Source organism: Streptomyces sp. NPDC002623 (genome assembly GCF_053592635.1).
The window spans coordinates 1-16129 of the sequence record NZ_JBSFWB010000026.1 but is presented as its reverse complement, the minus strand read 5'-3'; the positions used below and the strand labels follow the sequence as shown (position 1 = coordinate 16129).

At 70.6% G+C, this 16129-nt stretch carries 12 protein-coding genes and 1 pseudogene; 2 read left to right on the top strand and 11 right to left on the bottom strand.

Annotated elements, in window-relative coordinates:
* Nucleotides 1-13 precede the first annotated feature (13 nt).
* From ACWD4O_RS35280 to ACWD4O_RS35255, 6 genes are all read right to left on the bottom strand, one after another.
* Nucleotides 14-1549 carry a glycoside hydrolase family 43 protein gene (locus ACWD4O_RS35280; RefSeq protein WP_451286263.1) on the bottom strand — a complete coding sequence of 512 codons (1536 nt, stop codon included), beginning with the start codon at nucleotides 1547-1549 and terminating at the stop codon, nucleotides 14-16.
* Nucleotides 1546-2511, bottom strand: coding sequence for an ATP-binding cassette domain-containing protein (locus ACWD4O_RS35275; protein ID WP_451286261.1), 966 nt, complete (start codon nucleotides 2509-2511; stop codon nucleotides 1546-1548). Before ACWD4O_RS35275 ends, ACWD4O_RS35280 begins: the two co-directional genes overlap by 4 nt.
* On the bottom strand, nucleotides 2508-4373 hold the full coding sequence (locus ACWD4O_RS35270; protein WP_451286259.1) for a dipeptide/oligopeptide/nickel ABC transporter permease/ATP-binding protein: 1866 nt from the start codon (nucleotides 4371-4373) through the stop codon (nucleotides 2508-2510). Before ACWD4O_RS35270 ends, ACWD4O_RS35275 begins: the two co-directional genes overlap by 4 nt.
* Nucleotides 4370-5311: an ABC transporter permease gene (locus ACWD4O_RS35265; protein ID WP_451286258.1), complete on the bottom strand. Its 942-nt coding sequence runs from the start codon at nucleotides 5309-5311 to the stop codon at nucleotides 4370-4372. The genes ACWD4O_RS35270 and ACWD4O_RS35265 overlap by 4 nt, the downstream gene beginning before the upstream one ends.
* Before the next feature lie 90 nt (nucleotides 5312-5401).
* The gene (locus tag ACWD4O_RS35260; RefSeq protein ID WP_451286256.1) at nucleotides 5402-6931 is read right to left on the bottom strand and encodes an ABC transporter substrate-binding protein; all 1530 of its coding nucleotides are present in this window, start codon (nucleotides 6929-6931) and stop codon (nucleotides 5402-5404) included.
* A gap of 409 nt (nucleotides 6932-7340) precedes the next feature.
* The gene (locus ACWD4O_RS35255) at nucleotides 7341-8336 is read right to left on the bottom strand and encodes a LacI family DNA-binding transcriptional regulator (RefSeq protein WP_451286254.1); all 996 of its coding nucleotides are present in this window, start codon (nucleotides 8334-8336) and stop codon (nucleotides 7341-7343) included.
* Between the two features lie 309 nt (nucleotides 8337-8645).
* Between ACWD4O_RS35255 and ACWD4O_RS35250 the strand changes: the two genes are divergently transcribed.
* A complete protein-coding gene (locus ACWD4O_RS35250; RefSeq protein ID WP_451286252.1) occupies nucleotides 8646-9410 on the top strand; it encodes a hypothetical protein in 765 nt (254 codons plus the stop codon).
* 84 nt (nucleotides 9411-9494) lie between these two features.
* Here the strand turns inward: ACWD4O_RS35250 and ACWD4O_RS35245 are convergent, their stop codons facing one another.
* The 4 genes and pseudogenes from ACWD4O_RS35245 to ACWD4O_RS35230 all read right to left on the bottom strand — a co-directional run bounded on the left by ACWD4O_RS35245 (nucleotide 9495) and on the right by ACWD4O_RS35230 (nucleotide 13365).
* Entirely contained in the window at nucleotides 9495-10361 is an 867-nt protein-coding gene (locus ACWD4O_RS35245) for an NAD-dependent epimerase/dehydratase family protein (RefSeq protein WP_451286250.1), read from the bottom strand.
* Nucleotides 10362-10480: 119 nt separating this feature from the next.
* Nucleotides 10481-11341, bottom strand: a complete 861-nt coding sequence (locus ACWD4O_RS35240; RefSeq protein WP_451286248.1) for a LysR family transcriptional regulator — start codon at nucleotides 11339-11341, stop codon at nucleotides 10481-10483.
* Between the two features lie 420 nt (nucleotides 11342-11761).
* Nucleotides 11762-12450: pseudogene (locus tag ACWD4O_RS35235) on the bottom strand (maleylpyruvate isomerase family mycothiol-dependent enzyme); the annotation flags it as partial.
* Between the two features lie 291 nt (nucleotides 12451-12741).
* The gene (locus ACWD4O_RS35230; protein WP_451286246.1) at nucleotides 12742-13365 is read right to left on the bottom strand and encodes a TetR/AcrR family transcriptional regulator C-terminal domain-containing protein; all 624 of its coding nucleotides are present in this window, start codon (nucleotides 13363-13365) and stop codon (nucleotides 12742-12744) included.
* Between the two features lie 50 nt (nucleotides 13366-13415).
* Here ACWD4O_RS35230 and ACWD4O_RS35225 point away from each other — a divergent pair, with 50 nt between their 5' ends.
* Entirely contained in the window at nucleotides 13416-14897 is a 1482-nt protein-coding gene (locus tag ACWD4O_RS35225; protein ID WP_451286245.1) for an FAD-dependent monooxygenase, read from the top strand.
* Nucleotides 14898-15063: 166 nt separating this feature from the next.
* On the opposite strand, the gene ACWD4O_RS35220 is transcribed toward ACWD4O_RS35225, so the two are convergent.
* The gene (locus ACWD4O_RS35220; RefSeq protein ID WP_451286244.1) at nucleotides 15064-15915 is read right to left on the bottom strand and encodes an alpha/beta fold hydrolase; all 852 of its coding nucleotides are present in this window, start codon (nucleotides 15913-15915) and stop codon (nucleotides 15064-15066) included.
* Nucleotides 15916-16129 lie beyond the last annotated feature (214 nt).

Genomic DNA, 16129 nt, shown 5'->3' with positions numbered 1-16129 from the left:
CGGGATGAAGGCGTCAGTCCTCGCCCCGGTAGCTGAACCGGTCGAAGGCGACGGAGCCTTCGGCTGCGTACATGCCGACGACTCGGCCCGTGAAGGACGCCGCGGTCTCCGCGGAGACATAGCGGCCGTCGAGCGCCGCGAGCTCGACCGGGCCGGTGCCGGTGCCCGTGCCGGTGCCGTTGCCGGAGTCAGTGCCAGTGCCGGTGTCGGGAACGACGGACAGCCGGACCACGTCCGGGCCAAGGGCGTCGAGACCCATGCCGCCGACCGGCTCGGTCTCGATCCGCACGGTCACCGGACCCGGGGGAAGCGGCTGCTCCCAGGTCTGGCAGAGCCCGCCCACCCGGGCCCGGGCACGGGCGACGCCGGCGCCCACCTCGATGTCGTAGTGGTGACGTTCGTCGATCCGCAGGCTCAGCCCGCCGACTCCGTCGGCGCTGTCCACCCGGACCGAGAAGACGGCCGACTCGTGCTGCTGGCGGCGGCCGACGAAACGCGGCCGCGGGTCGTCCATGGTGGAGCCGTCGGCGTGCACGACGAGGTGGCCCGGGCGCTCGGTGAGCGAGGACCAGTCGGCGGCCGGTGTACGGATGGACAGCCATTCCAGGCCGAGTTCTGCGCCGGTGAAGTCGTCGTGGTGCTCGACCGGTCCGGTGGGCGCGGTCAGCTGGACCGGTTGCACCACCGGCCAGCCGTCGACCCATTCCAGCGCGGTGCTGAACGTCTCCCGGCCCATGGGGGAGAAAGCCCTGGTCAGACCGCGGGGTCGCATGCCCAGCAGGATCAGCGCCCAGCCGTCGTCGGGGGTGCGCACCAGATCGGCGTGGCCGGTGTTCTGGACGGGCCGGTCGGTGCTGCGGGCGCTGAGCACCGGATTGGCCGGGCAACCCTCGAAGGGGCCGTCCGGGCGGGCGGCCCGGGCGATGCTCACGGAGTGCCCGCGCTCGGTGCCGCCCTCGGCGATCAGGAGGTACCAGGTGCCGTCGATCTCGTACAGGTGCGGGGCCTCGGGGAACATCAGTCCGGTACCCGACCACAGCGACCGGGGTGCTTCGAGGGCCCGACCGGTCTCCAGGTCCATACGGACCTGCTGCACGCCCAGATGCTCGCCGGCCCGGTCGCCGTCGAGCTGCAGACCCGAGTAGGTGACGAAACAGGTGCCGTCGGAGTCCCAGGCGAGGTCAGGGTCGATACCGGACACCCCCTGCATGACGACGCCGTCGGACCAGGGCCCCTCGGCGCGTTCGGCGGTGAAGATCAGACTGCCGCGCCCCATCGCGTCGGTGACGACCAGCCAGAAGCGGCCGTCGTGGAACCGGATGGTGGGCGCCCACGCGCCGCCGAGCGTGGGGACCTTCTCCACCGCGAGCTGCCCGGGCCGGGTCACCACATGGCCGATCGGCTCCCAGCTCACCAGGTCGCGGCTGTGGAACAGCGGCAGGCCGGGGAGGTACTCGAAGCTCGAACAGGCGAGGTAGTAGTCGTCGCCGACACGGGTGACGCTGGGATCCGGGTGGAAGCCGGGGACGGTGGGGTTGGACAGGGTCATGCTCGGTCTCCCGACGTGGAAGCGATCGTGGAAGCGTTGGTGGAGGCGTCGGCGGACGCGTTCGGGGAAGCGATCGTGGATACGGCTGCGGAGGCGCCCGGGGACGAGTCGGCCGCCGTCAGTCGCCGACGCTCGGCCCGGCGTTCCGCCTGGCGCTCCGGGTCCGGCACCGGCGCGGCGAGCAACAGCCGTCGGGTGTAGGGGTGTTCGGGCGCGGTGGTGACCGTCGCCGCGTCCCCGGTCTCGACGATCTCGCCACCGCACATGACCGCCACCCGATGGCTGATGTGCCGGACCACGGACAGGTCGTGCGTGACGAAGAGATAGGCGACGCCGGTGCGCTCCTGGATCTCGACGAACAGATCCAGCACCCGGGCCTGGGTCGACAGGTCCAGCGCGCTGACCGGCTCGTCGCACACGATGACCCGCGGGTCCCGGGACAGCGCCCGGGCGATGGCGATGCGCTGCCGCTGGCCGCCGGAGAACTCCCGGGGCAGCCGCTCCCCGGCGTCGGCCGGCAGCCGGACCTGGTCGAGCAGGTCCTTCACGCGCTGCTCGGCCGCAGTCCGAGAGGTGCCCGCGACTCTCAGCGGCTCGCTGAGGATGTCGTTCACCGTCATCGCCGGATTGAGCGAGGTGTACGGATCCTGGAACACCACCTGGATGTCGTCGCTGAGCGCCCGGCGTTCCTTCCTGCCCAGGCCCGAGATGACCTTGCCGCGGTAGCGGACGGTGCCGGAGGCGACCGGGGCCAGTCCGAGGACGGCCCGGCCCAGGGTGGTCTTGCCCGATCCGGACTCGCCGACCAGCCCGAGGGTCTCGCCCGCGCCGATGGCGATCGACACCCCCTTCAGCACCCGGAACGGCGGCTTGCGCCAGCCTTTCGACGGGTACTCCACGACCACGTCGTCGGCGACCAGCAGGGGTTCCGCCGGGAGTTCCTTGTCCAGTGTCCCGGTCATGCCGGACCCTCCTGACGTGCGGTGTTCGTGATCGCTGCGCTGTTCGCGGGCCCTGCGACGCCCACCGACACCGGGCGGCCGAGCGCGGATCGCGGCGCGGCGTCCTCCAACGTGGACGCCAGGAGCATGCGGGTGTACGGGTGTTGCGGATCGGCGAACAACTGCCGTACGGGTGCGGACTCCACGACGGCGCCGGTCTGCATCACCGTGACGCGGTCGCAGATGTCGGCCACCACGCCGAAGTCGTGGGTCACCAGGATCACGCCCATGTTCCGCTCGCGTTGAAGGGACCGCACCAGGTCGAGCACCTCGGCCTGCACGGTCACGTCGAGCGCCGTGGTCGGCTCGTCGGCGATCAGCAGGTCCGGTTCGCAGGACACCGCGCCGGCGATGAGGACGCGCTGCGCCATGCCGCCGGATATCTGGTGCGGATAGGAGTGGAAGACCCGTTCCGGGTCGGCGATGCCGACCCGCTCCAGCAGGCCGAGAGTCTTCGTCCTCGCCTCGGCCGCCGACACCCCGAGGTGCCGGCGCACCGGCTCGACCAGCTGGGCGCCGATACGGAAGGAGGGGTCGAGGTTCGACATCGGCTCCTGCGGCACATACGCGATCCGGCGGCCGCGGTACCGGTTCATCTCCGCGCGCCCGAGCCCGCCCAGCTCAGTGCCGTCGAACACCAGCCGGCTGCTGGCGACCCGGGCCTCCCGGGGCAGGAGGCCGAGGACGGCGAAGGCGGTCTGGCTCTTGCCCGAGCCCGATTCCCCCACGAGTCCGAGGACTTCACCCCGACGCACCGTCAGGGAGACTCCGTCGACGACGGTCTTCTCGCCCTCGGTCGTCGGATAGGAGACCTTCAGGCCTTCGAGGACGAGCAGGGCGTCGTCCGTCTCGGACGTGCTCATGCCGGGTGTGACGGGCGGCGTCTGCTTCTCTGCGGCCTGCTTGCGGGCCGTGGCACGGCGCGGCTTCCGACCGGTCGCCGTGCTGCCGTCCAGCGCGTCCCGAAGGGCGTTGCCCAGCAGGCCGAACGCGGCGACGGTCACCGCGAGCGCCAGTCCGGGCCAGACCATCAGGACCGGCTTGGTGTAGATGTTGGCGAAGGCGTCGTTCAGCATGGAGCCCCAGCTCGCCTGGGTCGCCGAGCCCAGGCCGAGGAACTCCAGGCCGGACTGGATGACGATGCCGAGACCGAGCATCTGGGCGGCCTGGATGACGGTCGGCGCCTGCACGACGGGCAGGATGTGCCGGCGAATGATCCGGGGGTCGGCCAGACCGGACACCCGCGCCGCGTCCACGTACAGCTCTTCGCGCACGGAGATCACCGAGGCGCGGATCAGCCGGAAGACGCCCGGGGACATCAGCACGCCGAAGACCGCCATGGCGACGTAGGTGTTCTGCCCCACCGCGGACATCACGACCAACAGCACGATGATCGCCGGCACGGCCATCAGCAGATTGGCCAGCCAGCTGCTGACGGCGTCGAACCACTTGCGGTAGTAGCCGGCCACCAGACCGGCGGGCACGCCGATCACCAGGGCGACGGCCACCGCGATCAGGGCTCCCAGCAGGCTGGTGCGCCCGCCGTAGAGCAGTCGGGACAGGACGTCGCGGCCGACGCCGTCACCGCCCAGCGGATGCCGTCCGCTGACCGGGGCGAGGCTGTCGGTCAGCGAGGTGTGGGCCGGGTCCTGGCTGGTCAGGAGCGGCGCGAACAGGCTGGCCAGCGAGATGAGCGCGAGGACTACCAGACAGGTCACGGCGGCTGGGCTGCGCAGGAGGCGGCGCAGGAGGCCCGCCCGCCCGGGTGCGGCGGTGGCGAGGGCGATCGTGTCCGGCGTTGCTGCGGACTGGGGGAGCGTCATCCGACACGCACCTTCGGGTTGAGCCATCCGTACGCGAGGTCCATCAGGATGTTGACCACCACGACGAGGGCGACCATGACCACGACGACGCCCATGACCACCGGGGTGTCGCCCTGGGATCCGGCGGTCGTCGCCTGGCTGCCGATCCCGTTGAGGCCGAACACCTTCTCGACGACCACCGCGCCGCCGACCAGACCGATGAACTGCAGCGCCAGCACGGTCAGCGCGGCCGGGGCGGCGTTGCGCAGCGCATGCCGGAACAGCAGACTGCGCTCGCTGATGCCACGGCTGCGGAGCGTGCGCACGTAGTCCGCGCGCAGGACGTCGACCATGGAGCCGCGCACCTGCTGGGCGGTGGCGGCGATCGCTCCGACGGCGAGCGACAGCGCCGGGAGGGTGATCGACCGGAGCCAGCCGCCGGCCGAGTCCGCCAGCGGCACGTAGCCGGTCGCGGGCAGCCAGCCCAGGTCGACGCCGATCACCACGGCGAACACCAGGGCGACCAGGAAGCTGGGCACGGCGAACCCGAGGACCGCGAGCAACTGCACCAACTGGTCCAGCACCCCCCGGCGGACGGCGGCGGCCACGCCGAGCACCGTGCTCAGCACCGCCGACAGCAGCAGCGCCGCCAGCACGATCGACAGGGTGACCGGCAGCTTGTTGGCGAGTGAGCTCGTCACGGACTCGCTGCTGAACCACGAGCTGCCGAGGTCGCCGTGTACCGCGTCCGCGAGCCAGTGCCCGTAGCGGACCACGAAGGGATCGTCGAGCCCGAGTTCGGCGGACTTGGCGGCCGCCTGCTGCTGGGTGGCGGTCTGCCCCACGATCTGGCGCACCGGATCGGAGCCGGTGAGGCCCATCAGCGCAAAGGTCGTGGTCGCGATCACCAGGACCAGGACCAGCCCGGCGGCGATGCGCCGGATCAAGAAAACGATCATCAGTCTCTCCACCTTGCCTCTCCCTGACCGGTGTTCATCGGCGGCCGGGCGGGATCGGAAGAAACGTTCCCGCCCGGCTCGCCGACCGGGTCAGCCAGTGGGCTTGAAGTTGTAGATCGGAGGAACGACGGCGAACGCCTGCGGGGTGAAGGTGACGTTCTTGGTCGTCGCGTAGGTGCTCTCCACGGAGTCCCAGGGCGCGTTCCACGCCTGGTCGACGAGGTAGGTGTTGAGCTCCTTGAACAGGGCGTCCTGGGCCGCGCCGGTCGCCGACCGGGCCTTGTCGATGAGGTCGGTGACCTTGGCGTCCTCGGTGTGCAGCGGATTCCACAGGGCGGTCTTGGCGACCTCGATCTGGATGGTGTCCCAGGGGTTGAAGGAGGCCAGTGTCATGTAGGACAGGGCGTACTTGCCCGCGAGGAGGGCGTTGATGAACTGGGCGACCGGGATCTTGTCGACCTTCACCTTGATCCCGACGTCCTCGAGCTGCTGGATCATGGCCGCCTGCTGGTCCGGGAAGACCGCCGAGACGTCCGGCACGGTGACCGAGAAGCCGTTCGGGTAACCCGCCTCGGACAGCAGCTGCTTGGCCTTCGCCGGGTCGTAGGAGTACGTGGAGTCCAGCGAGCTGTCGAAGGCCGAGCTCGCGGGGTTGAAGATCTGAGTCGTGGCCTTGCCCAGTCCCTGCTTCGCCGTCTTGACGATCGTGGACCGGTCGAAGGCGTAGTTCAGGGCCTGGCGGACCCGGACGTCGCCGAGCGCCTTGACGATCTTCCCTTCGCGGTCCCAGATGTACACGCCCTCGATGTCCCCGGACGTGTACTTGGTGACGTTCAGCCCGCTGCTCTTGGCCGGCGCGACGTTCTTGGCGCTGGCCAGCAGGGCGCCGTTGACCTGTCCCGAGCGCAGCGCGTTGAGCACGGCGGTCGGGTCGGTCAGCGGCTTGAGGACGACCTTGTCGAAGGGGAAGGCGGCCTTGTTCCAGTAGCCCGGATTGCGTACGAAGGTGTACGTGCTGCCCGCCGTGGTCGCGGACTTGTCCAGGGTGTACGGGCCGGAGCCCACCGGGGCCGTCTTGAGCGTCCCCGCGGTGATGGCCTGCGGACTGGCCATCATTCCGGCCACGTTGCCGAGGTTCGGCACCAACGAGGGGTCGGGGGCCGAGAGTTTGATGGCGACCGTGGTGGCGTCGACCACATCGACGCCGCTGATGCCCTTGAGCTGGCCCGCCGCCTCGTTGCTGCCCTCCTTGGTGTGCAGCAGATTGGCCTTGACCGCCGCCGCGTCGAAGGCGGCGCCGTCGGTGAACTTGACGCCGGTGCGCAGGGTCAGCGTGAGCACCGTGCGGGCCGCGTCGTACGACCACTTGGTCGCCAGGTTGGGCTTGACCTCGGCCGTCGGGGACAGCCGGAGCAGCGAGTCGTACACCGGCTGGTAGTACTGCGCGTTGTTGCCGAGTCCGGCGTCGGCCAGGTCCCACGGCTGCGCCGCGACCAGGGGGGCCAGGGTGAGGGTGCCGCCGGTGGCCGCCTTGCCCGAACCGGAGCCCGAGCCCGAGCCGCATGCGGCCGAGGACAAGATCAGGGCAGCCGATACGGCCGTCAGCGCGATTCTTCGCATGGGTGCTCCGCTGGTGAGTGGATGACCGGGCGGCGTCGGGCAGCGAGCCGCCCTCAAGGGCCTCGGAGGTAGGGGAAACCAGGTCCTGACGCGGCCTGGACCGTTCTTGGCGGTCAGCCGTCCCTGGTGGAAGGGCCGTTCGCTTCCACCGTTTTCGGTGGGGTGAGCGGACGTGGTGATGCGTACTGATACGTACAAGTGAAACGTATGGGTAACGTAGCCCCGCACTTTGGCGGACCACAAGACTCGTGCGTCAGCTTTCTCCGGATCGCCGGATCGCCGGATCGCCGGATCGCCGGATCGCCGGATCGCCGGATAGAGGGATAGCGGGATCGCCGAAAGCCGGATCGCCGAAACCGGGAACCGGAGGGGCGGTGCAGTGGGGCGCCGGGAAGCGGAGCGGTCGGCGTCAGGCCGACTCGCGTACCACCAGGCTCAGCGGGGTCACCTGGGGCGGCGTCGGCAGCGATCGGCCGGTCACGCCGTTGACGATCATCCGGGCCGCGCGGCCCGCGAGGACGTCGAGGTTGTTGTCGATGGTCGTCAGCGGCGGCATCGCGAACGGCGCCAGCTTGTCGTTGTCGACGCCGATCACGGCCAGGTCGCCGGGGGCGGCCAGGCCCACCCTGCGCATGCCCGCGAGGAGGGCGAAAGCCGTCTCGTCGTTGTAGGCGCAGACTCCCGTGACGGCGGGGACGGCCGCATGCCACTGCTCGGCGGCCGCCGCGGCCGCCGAGATGTCGAGGGGCACCTCGAGCACGACAGGGGGTTCCAGACCGCGTTCCGCGCAGGCGGCACGAGCGCCGTCGAGCCGCAGCGCCAGAAAACCCTCGAGCCGGGGATCCCCGGGAGCGGCGTAGCCGATGCGGGAGTGCCGTGTCGCCGCCAGCCGCTCGACCTGCATGGCACCGATGAGCTGCTGGGGGATGGTCAGGACGCCCGGGTCGGTCGTCGGGCTCATCCCGGCGCTGACCACGTGGATGCCGGCCGCACGCATGCTGGCCGCGTCCTCGGCGGAGACGTCGAAGGTCGTCATCACGGCCGCCGGCATGAGTTCCCGCCACAGCGACTCCAGCGGGGTGTGCCGCTCGCGCCGGGTGACGAGGTTCAGGCCGTGCCGCTCCAACTCGTCGCCGAGGAGCTCGACCAGGGCCGTCAGGGTGCCGCCGACCGGAACGTCCGGAAGGAACATCAGCACCAGATCGCTGCGGCCCAGGCGCAGCGCGCGGGCGGCGGCCGACGGTTTGTAGCCCAGCTTCGCCACCGCGTCCAGGACTCTGCGCCGGGTCTGCTCGGAGATCTTCTGGTTGGGCACGTCGTTCAGCACATAGCTGACCGTGGTCTGGGAGACCCCTGCCTCTTTGGCGACGTCGGTCGCCGTCACCCGGCCGGTCCTGCGCGCCACGGGAGCCTCCTGGAGAACATGTCGGACAAGCCGATACGGTGCGCCCGACCGGGCGGCAAGCATCACTGAATCGTAACAGTGAAGGTGCGGGGCACCCGAGACTTCGGACACCCCGCACCAGGAAATCCGGGCCGGGCCGGGCTGGGGCGGGACGGGCCCCGGGGCGGGGCGGGCGATAGAGTCGAGATGTGCGTTGATCTCCCGGGCGGCAGCCACGTGCAGCCACGTGCAGCCGCGGACGGTGTGGGCGCCTCGTAACGGGGTCGCCCCGGCAGGCATTCCCGTCTCACCTCACCGGAGATCCACACCTTGACTGCTCAGCAGCCCCTCACCTACGACGCGTTCGTCGAACTCGCTGCCGCTGATCCGGCCGTCGTCGGCCTTGTCCTCAAAGGGTCCCGAGCCCACGACGGCATGGTCACCCCGTACTCCGACCACGACCTGTATGCGGTCGTCGCCGATGACGCCAGGACCGATCTGACCCGGTTCGCGGGTCACCGCAGCGCCGGGCTCGACCTCGTCGTCGTCACTCTCACCGAGTTCCGTGGGGCCGGGATGCCCGGCTGGGAGCGCTACGCCCTCGCCCGTGCCCGGATCGTGCTCGACCGGCTCGACGGAGGTATCGCCCGCATCCTTGCCGACTGGGCTCGGCTGGACGCCGATGAGGCTTTCCGGGACTCCGGCGGATGGCTCGACGCCTACACCAACTCCCTCTACCGCTCCGTCAAGAACCACCGGGACGGCCGGGCTCTCGCCGCTCGCCTCGACGCAGCCGACAGCATGCGACTCCTGCTCGAACTGCTCTTCGCTCTCGACCGTCGCCCCCGCCCCTACAACAAGTACCTGGAGTGGGAACTCGCCCGGGATCCGCTGCCGGGCTGGGACACCGACGTGCTGCTCCGTGCCGTGGACCGCATCTCCGCCACGGGTGACGTGACCCTGCAACGGCAGCTTTTCGGCCTCGTCGAGACAGCGGCCCGGGAGGCCGGACACGGCGAGGTGCTGGACGCGTGGGGCGACGACCTCGACTTCATGCGACCGCAAGAGGCAGACGGCGGGACTCCGACTCCTTGATCTCGGCCCTGGCGGTGACGGCGTCGGAGCCGTCTGGATGTCTCCCCTCATTTGGCTGAGCCCGCGTCAGTTCTGCCGGGGGCCTCAGCCCTGGGAGAGTTCAGCCAGGGCGTCGAGCCGAGTGGGCGTCCAGCCGAGCTCGCGCTGGGCCCGGGCGCCGGTGAGTTGCTGGTCGAGGGCGAACGCCTCGGCGATCGGGCCCATCTGCTGTACGGCCTCGTCCAGGGACAGCGAGTCGATCCTGCCCGGGCATCCGGCGGCCTGGCTGAGTGCCAGAGTGATGTCCGCGAGCGGGAGGTTCTGTCCGCTGACCCCTGCGTAGACGGCGCCGGCCGGGGCGTTCAGGGCCAGGACGTACAGCTCGGCGATGTCGTCGACGTGGACCAGTGCCCAGTGGGCGGAGCCGTCCCGAATGCAGGGGACAGCGCCTGCGGCACGCCCCGGCTCGACGAAGAACGACTGCGCGAGCCCTCCGCACCGGCCATAGACCAGCCCGGGCATCACCACCACCGGGTGCTCTCCGGTGGTGGCCCGGGCGAGCACGCGCTTCTCGTTGTCCAGCCGCCAGGCGGTGATGCCCGGCGGGTTCAGCGGGGCGTCCTCGTCCACGACCCCGTCGGTGTCCCCGTACACCCACACCCCGCCGGTGTGCACATACGGCCGGCTCCCTGCGCCGTCCTGCATCGCCTCGGCCGCGGCGCGGTCGACGTCCGCGGTGCCCTCGGAGTAGTCCACCCCGAGGTGGATCACGCCGTCGGCCCGGCCGGCGGCCTCCCGCAGGACATCGGTGTCGGTGAGCGACCCCACCAGGGGAGTAGCGCCCAGGTCCGACACGGTGCGAGCGGACTGCTCGCTGCGCGCCAGCGCCGTCACCTCGATGCCGCGTCGGATCAGCGCGGCGATGACGGAGCGGCCGATGTAGCCGGAGCCGCCGGTGATGAAGACCTTCATTGTCCTCACGGTCCTTTCGGATGTCGGATGCGGCGGGAATCCTGCCGCTCCTCCACCCTGCGGCCACGCTGCGATGGGCGTCCAAGACCTCTTCTGTCAGTGCTGATGCCCTGGGGGCATCAGCACTGGGCGGCGGTGACGTCGGCGAACTCGGACATCAGTGCAGAGTGCCGGTCCGCGCTCCAGGCAAGACAGACCTCATTGGGGCCGATGTCGTCGATGGGCACGTGGGCGACGTCGGTGTGGGTGTAGTAGGCCGCGGTCGACAAGGGAAGGACCAGCACGCCCCCCGAGGTCGCGACATGCTCCAGTTTCTCCTCCACACTGCCGAAGGCGGGCCGCGCGCCGGCCTCCTCGTCGTCGATCCGGTCGGGGAGGTCCCGCCACTCGGGGACGGCGTCGGGGTCCTGGAGCAGGTGTTCGGCGGCCAGGTCCGCGATGCCGATGGACTTCTTGCCCGCCAGGCGGTGATGCGACGGAAGGACGGCGACGCGCGGCTCGCGCAAGACAGGGCGCAGCGTCAGGCCGCGGCGTTCGACCGGCAGCCGCACGAAGCTGACGTCGAGGAGGCCCTCGTGCACGGCCTGGACCTGGGTGTCCCAGGAGGTGCGCACCACCTGCACGTCCAGCTCGGGGTGCCTGGCGGTGAAGTCCCGCACGGCGCCGGTCACGGTGATTCCAGGCATGAATCCGACCGTGAACGTGGACACCCCTTGCGCGGCCCGCTGGACGCGGCGGCCGAGCGCCTGGGCGGAGGCCAGCAGGGGCCGGGCGTCCTCCAGCAGCTGGCGGCCGGCGGCCGTCAGCTCGGTGGACTGCTTGCCCCTGGTGAACAGTTGCGCGCCCAATTCGTGTTCCAGGGCCCGGATCTGCCGGGAAAGCACCGGCTGTGTGATGTGCAACCGCTCGGCTGCCCGGCCGAAGTGTGACTCCTCGGCCACGGCCACGAAGTAGCGCAGCTTGCGCAGGTCGACATCCACGGCAACTCCCACGGCAACTTCCACGGTACGAACAGCAACCTCTCAGCCTAGCCTGCCGTGCTCGCCACCGGTCCGGCCGACGGCCCCGCATTCGGACTGCCCGGGCTGGATGCGGCGACAGACGGTCTGCAGTCCGGCCGGCTGACGCCGGTGGCCGCCGCCTCGAATGCGGGCGGCAGTCTGCTGGGGCCGGCCGCCGCACGGCAGACCGCGCTCGTCGACAACCAGCGGAGCGTGGCCTGATGCCGTACGTGCCCCAACGGACCGGACTCGGCTGGCCGCGTCGACGAACTCCTTCGTGCCGGAGATCGCGGCCTTGTCGAATCCAGCGATGCGGCGGGCGAAGGCGTCGACGAAATCGTCCAGCTCACCTTCGGGCAGAACGCGGTTGACATAGCCGTATTCGGCTGCGAGCTGGGCGGCGATCTGGCGGTCTCCGCTGATGCGGGCCCGGGCGAGGGCAGTGCCGGGATCGATGCCGCGGGTGCAGAGTCGCCAGGCGGTCTCTGGGTCGAGCCGCACCGATGCGGTCGGCCGGCCGCTGGGTGCTTCGGCCAGTGACCAGCGGTCCGCCGTGGCGGTCACGGTCCAGGTGCCGACGGCCGGCTCATCGATGACCACCTGGAGTTGTGTCCCGGCGGGTGCGGGCGTGTCACGCAGTGTGTGGGGCAAGGCCCTCATGAAGGCGTCCAGGACCGTGGACAGAGCGTTGGGCTCCGGATCGGTGTCCCGCCCGGTGGCGTGGCGGATCTGCTGGCGGTGGGTCCAGTACTCGGTGAACTCCCGGGCGACGTCCAGCCACTTGGGCGCCGGGTCGGCCCCTGCCCAGGACACTCCCAGGCCCGTTGCGTCGAGGTCGTCACCCTCGAATTGACGGGCGACCTGGGTCCCGGCCAGTTCCAGGGCCTCGATGATCTCGATGGGGCTGTGATCGGCGCGACAAGATCGTGCACGGTCCAGCCCGGGACCGCAGCCCTGCTCCACTCATTGCGCCGCAGACCGCGTAGCAGGTCGAGGAGTGACGCCAGCTCTGGCCCGAACAGTGGGCGAGCGTCGATCGGCTTGCCCAGCCAGGAAGGGTCGGACACGCCGTCGGGCTGGAGACTCATGGTCGAAGCCTGTCAGCCGGGAGGCTCGGTCTGCCATCGAATACCTCGGTTCGCAGCGATGAACTCCCGCACTCCGGCAGTGAGATGAAGGCGCACGTTGTCCCCTCGCCGCTACGACGGCGAAGCGACGGTGGTCCTCCACCTCCGTCCGAAACAACAGCGCGCCTCGCGGCGCACTGCCATCCTCTACGTCGTCGACCGTATGACTTCCGCGGTTTTGCCGTGGATGTCGCGGACGGGGTTCGGCCGCTCGGCGGTCGGGGCCCCTCTGGCTCGTCTTCTCGTCCTCGGTCACCTTCGCGCGAGGATCGCGGACAGGCCGAACTCGAAGCGCTCGCCGAATGATTCCGCGTCGAGATGGCCGAGGACGCGATGGAGGGCGGGGTAGCCCGCCTTGGAGACCGCGTTCGCCAGACGGCCGTTCGAGGGCTGCTGGGCCGCCGCCTGTCCTTCCTGGGTGAGGCCAAGGGTGAAGTAGATGATCGCCCACGTGGTCCAGGCGGCCTCACGCTCGTCCAGGCCGCCGTCCAGCAACGCGCCCACCAGGGTGTCGGCGAAACGCAGGGTATGCGGTTCGGCGGCGTAGGTGCCGACGACGAGCGTGGCGCCGTCGCGGTGGGCGAGCAGGGCGCGGCGGTACCGGCGGGCCAGTTCGCGGGCGCGCTCGTCCCAGGGGGCCGGAAGATCGTCGAGCGGGGCTTCGCCGACGACGGCGTCCGCCATCAACTCCAGCATCCGGGCCTTGGTCTTCACATGCCACAGCACGGTGTTCATCCGTACGCCGAGCCGGTCGGCGACCGCCCGGGTGGACAGGGCGTCCAGGCCCTTCTCGTCCAGCAGTTCCAGCGCGGTGCGGATCACCGTTCCGGGGTCCAGTCGTGGGCCGCGGTCCCCGCTCGCTTGCCTATTGGTCATTGACCTAGTTTACTGCGGACGGTTTATTGGTCACTGACCTAGGATGGCTCATGGAACAGCAGGCTGTCATCGCCGGAGGGGGACCGGTCGGGCTCTGGCTCGCCGCCGAACTGCGGTTGGGCGGGGTTTCCGTCACCGTCGTCGAGGAGCGTGTGGACATCGACCAGCGCTCCAAGGCCCTCACCATCCACCCACGCACCATCGAGATCCTGGCCTCGCGCAGTGTGCACAAGCCCTTCCTCGCCGAGGGCCTGCCGATCCCGGGCGGCCACTTCGCCATGCTCGACGACCGGCTCGACTTCCGGGAGATGGAGACCGAATTCCCGTACACCCTCGCCCTGCCCCAGGCCCGCACCGAGGAACTACTGGAAGAACACGCGCTCGCGCTCGGCGCCAAGATCGTGCGCGGTCACCGCGTCACCGGGTTCACCGAGCACGCGGACTCGGTGACCGTGCAGGTGGACGGGTTGGACGGGCCGTACGAACTTCAGGCGGCGTTCGTCATCGGCTGCGACGGCTCCCGCAGCACCGTTCGCACCGCCGCCGGCATCGACTTCGCCGGCACGCCCTCCACCGCCCTGGGCTGGCTGGGCGACGTCACTCTTGACAGCCCGCCGCGGCCCGGGTTCAGCACCTTCGGACTCCGGGGCGGGGTGATGGTCGCGCCGCTGCCCGGTGGGCGCTACCGCGTGGTCGGTGTCAGCCCCGACAGCCTGACGACGGAACGGCCCGGCGACCTCGGCCTGGAGGAGCTTCGGGCCAAGACCGTCGCCATCACGGGCGAGGACTTCGGGATGCACGACCCGATCTGGCTCTCCCGATTCGGCAACGCCACCCGGCTGGCCGCCCAGTACCGGCGAGGCCGGATCCTGCTCGCCGGTGACGCCGCCCACCAGCACTTCCCGGCGGGTGGCGTCGGGATGAACGTCGGCATCCAGGACGCGCACAACCTCGGCTGGAAACTCGCCGCCACCCTCCGCGGCTGGGCCCCCGACCACCTGCTCGACACCTATCACACCGAGCGCCACCCCATAGGCGCCCAGCTGATGGAACACAGCCGCGCCCAGACCGCCCTGATGACCTGCTTCACCCCCGAAGGCCTCGACCTGCGCTCCCTGTTCAGCGGGTTGGTCGCCACCCAGCCGGCACTCAACAAGGCCCTGTCCGAACGTCTCACCGCGCTCGCCGTCAGCTATCCCGCGCCGGACCCGACAGCCCACCCGCTCACCGGCACCCGCGCCCCCGACCTGGCCTTCACCGGCTCCGAGAACCACCTGTTCTCCCGGTTGCGCCCGGACAGCTACCTCCTGCTCGACCTGACGGCGGGCGTCCTGGCGAACCGGACGCGGCCGGGGCTCGCGGTGCACACCTCAACCCTCGACCAGCCCCCGGCCGCATGGGCCACCGTGCGGGCCGCCCTCATCCGCCCCGACGGGCACGTCGCCTGGGCCGGCGTCGACGAGGACAACACCGCACTGTCCGCCGCCGTGGACAGTGCGCTCGCCACCACCCACCGCACTGCCGCCCGCTAACCGCGCCCCGCCGACATGCCTGGTCAACGGCGGCGGTCGCGGCAGCCTGTTCGGTCAGCCCGACTGCCGTGTCCGGACGACGTACAGCGCCCCGAAGGACGCGAGCGCACCGGGGTGGCTGGGCCCCGGCCTGCGAAGGTGCGAGCCGGGGCTGGTGGACGCAGGGTCAGATGGCGGTGTGGGCGGTGTGGGCGGCGTTGGCGGCGTCTTGGACGAGGCGGGCGGTGATGCGCGGGTGGCTCATCATGGCGACGTGGGAGGCGCCGGGCACGTCGACGATCTTGCGGGCACCGGCGCGTTGGTAGAAGAAGCGTTGCAGCGCGGGCGGGATGGCCTTGTCGGCTTCGGCCGTCAGTGCCCAGGACGGGATGGTGTGCCAGGCGGCGGTGGTGGTGACGTCGGTGAAGCAGGCGGTGCTGAAGGGCCGTTGGGTGGCCTGCATGAGGCGGGTGGTGGCCACGGGCAGGTCGGCGGCGAACGCGGCCCGGAACTTGTCGGCCTGGAGGTACAGGTCGGTACCGGTGGTGCCGTCGGGGCCTGGGTAGGGCACTGGCCGTGTCGCGGCCTGGATGATGCTGCCGGGGTATTTGTTGATCAGTACGCCGAGTTGCTCGTCCTTGTCGGGGACGAAGGCGGCGATGTAGACCAGCGCCTTGACGTGGGGGATGCCGGCGGCGGCGTTGGTGATGACGGCCCCGCCGTAGGAGTGTCCGACCAGCACGATCGGGCCGCTGATCGACTGGAGGACGCTGGCGAGGTAAGCGGCGTCGGTGGGCAGGCTGCGCAACGGGTTGGCGGGGGCCATGGTCGGGTAGCCGGCGTGCTGGAGTCGCTCGATGACGCCGTTCCAGCAGGAGGCGTCGGCGAATCCGCCGTGCACCAGCACGATGGTCGGCTTGGTTCCGGCCGTGGAGCGGTCGGCGGCGGAGGCGGGTGAGGAGAGCGGTCCCAGTGCTGCGGTGCCCGCGGCGGCGGCACCGGTGGCGAGCACTCGGCGGCGGGTGAGTTCAGGGCCCATCAGGGGCTCCTTCGAGGTGGGTCGGGAGGGAATGGGTCTCGCCCGGCTGCGGGCCGGAGGAGATGGTGCGGTGACGCGACGCGGCGGCATCGTCCCGCTGCTAGGCCTGGCCGTTGGTTCCTTGGGCTGCCTGGGCGATGACGGCGGCCACGACGGCCGGGCGGGAGACGTAGACGGCGTGGCTGCCGGGGGTCTCGGAGACGGTGGCCCCGGC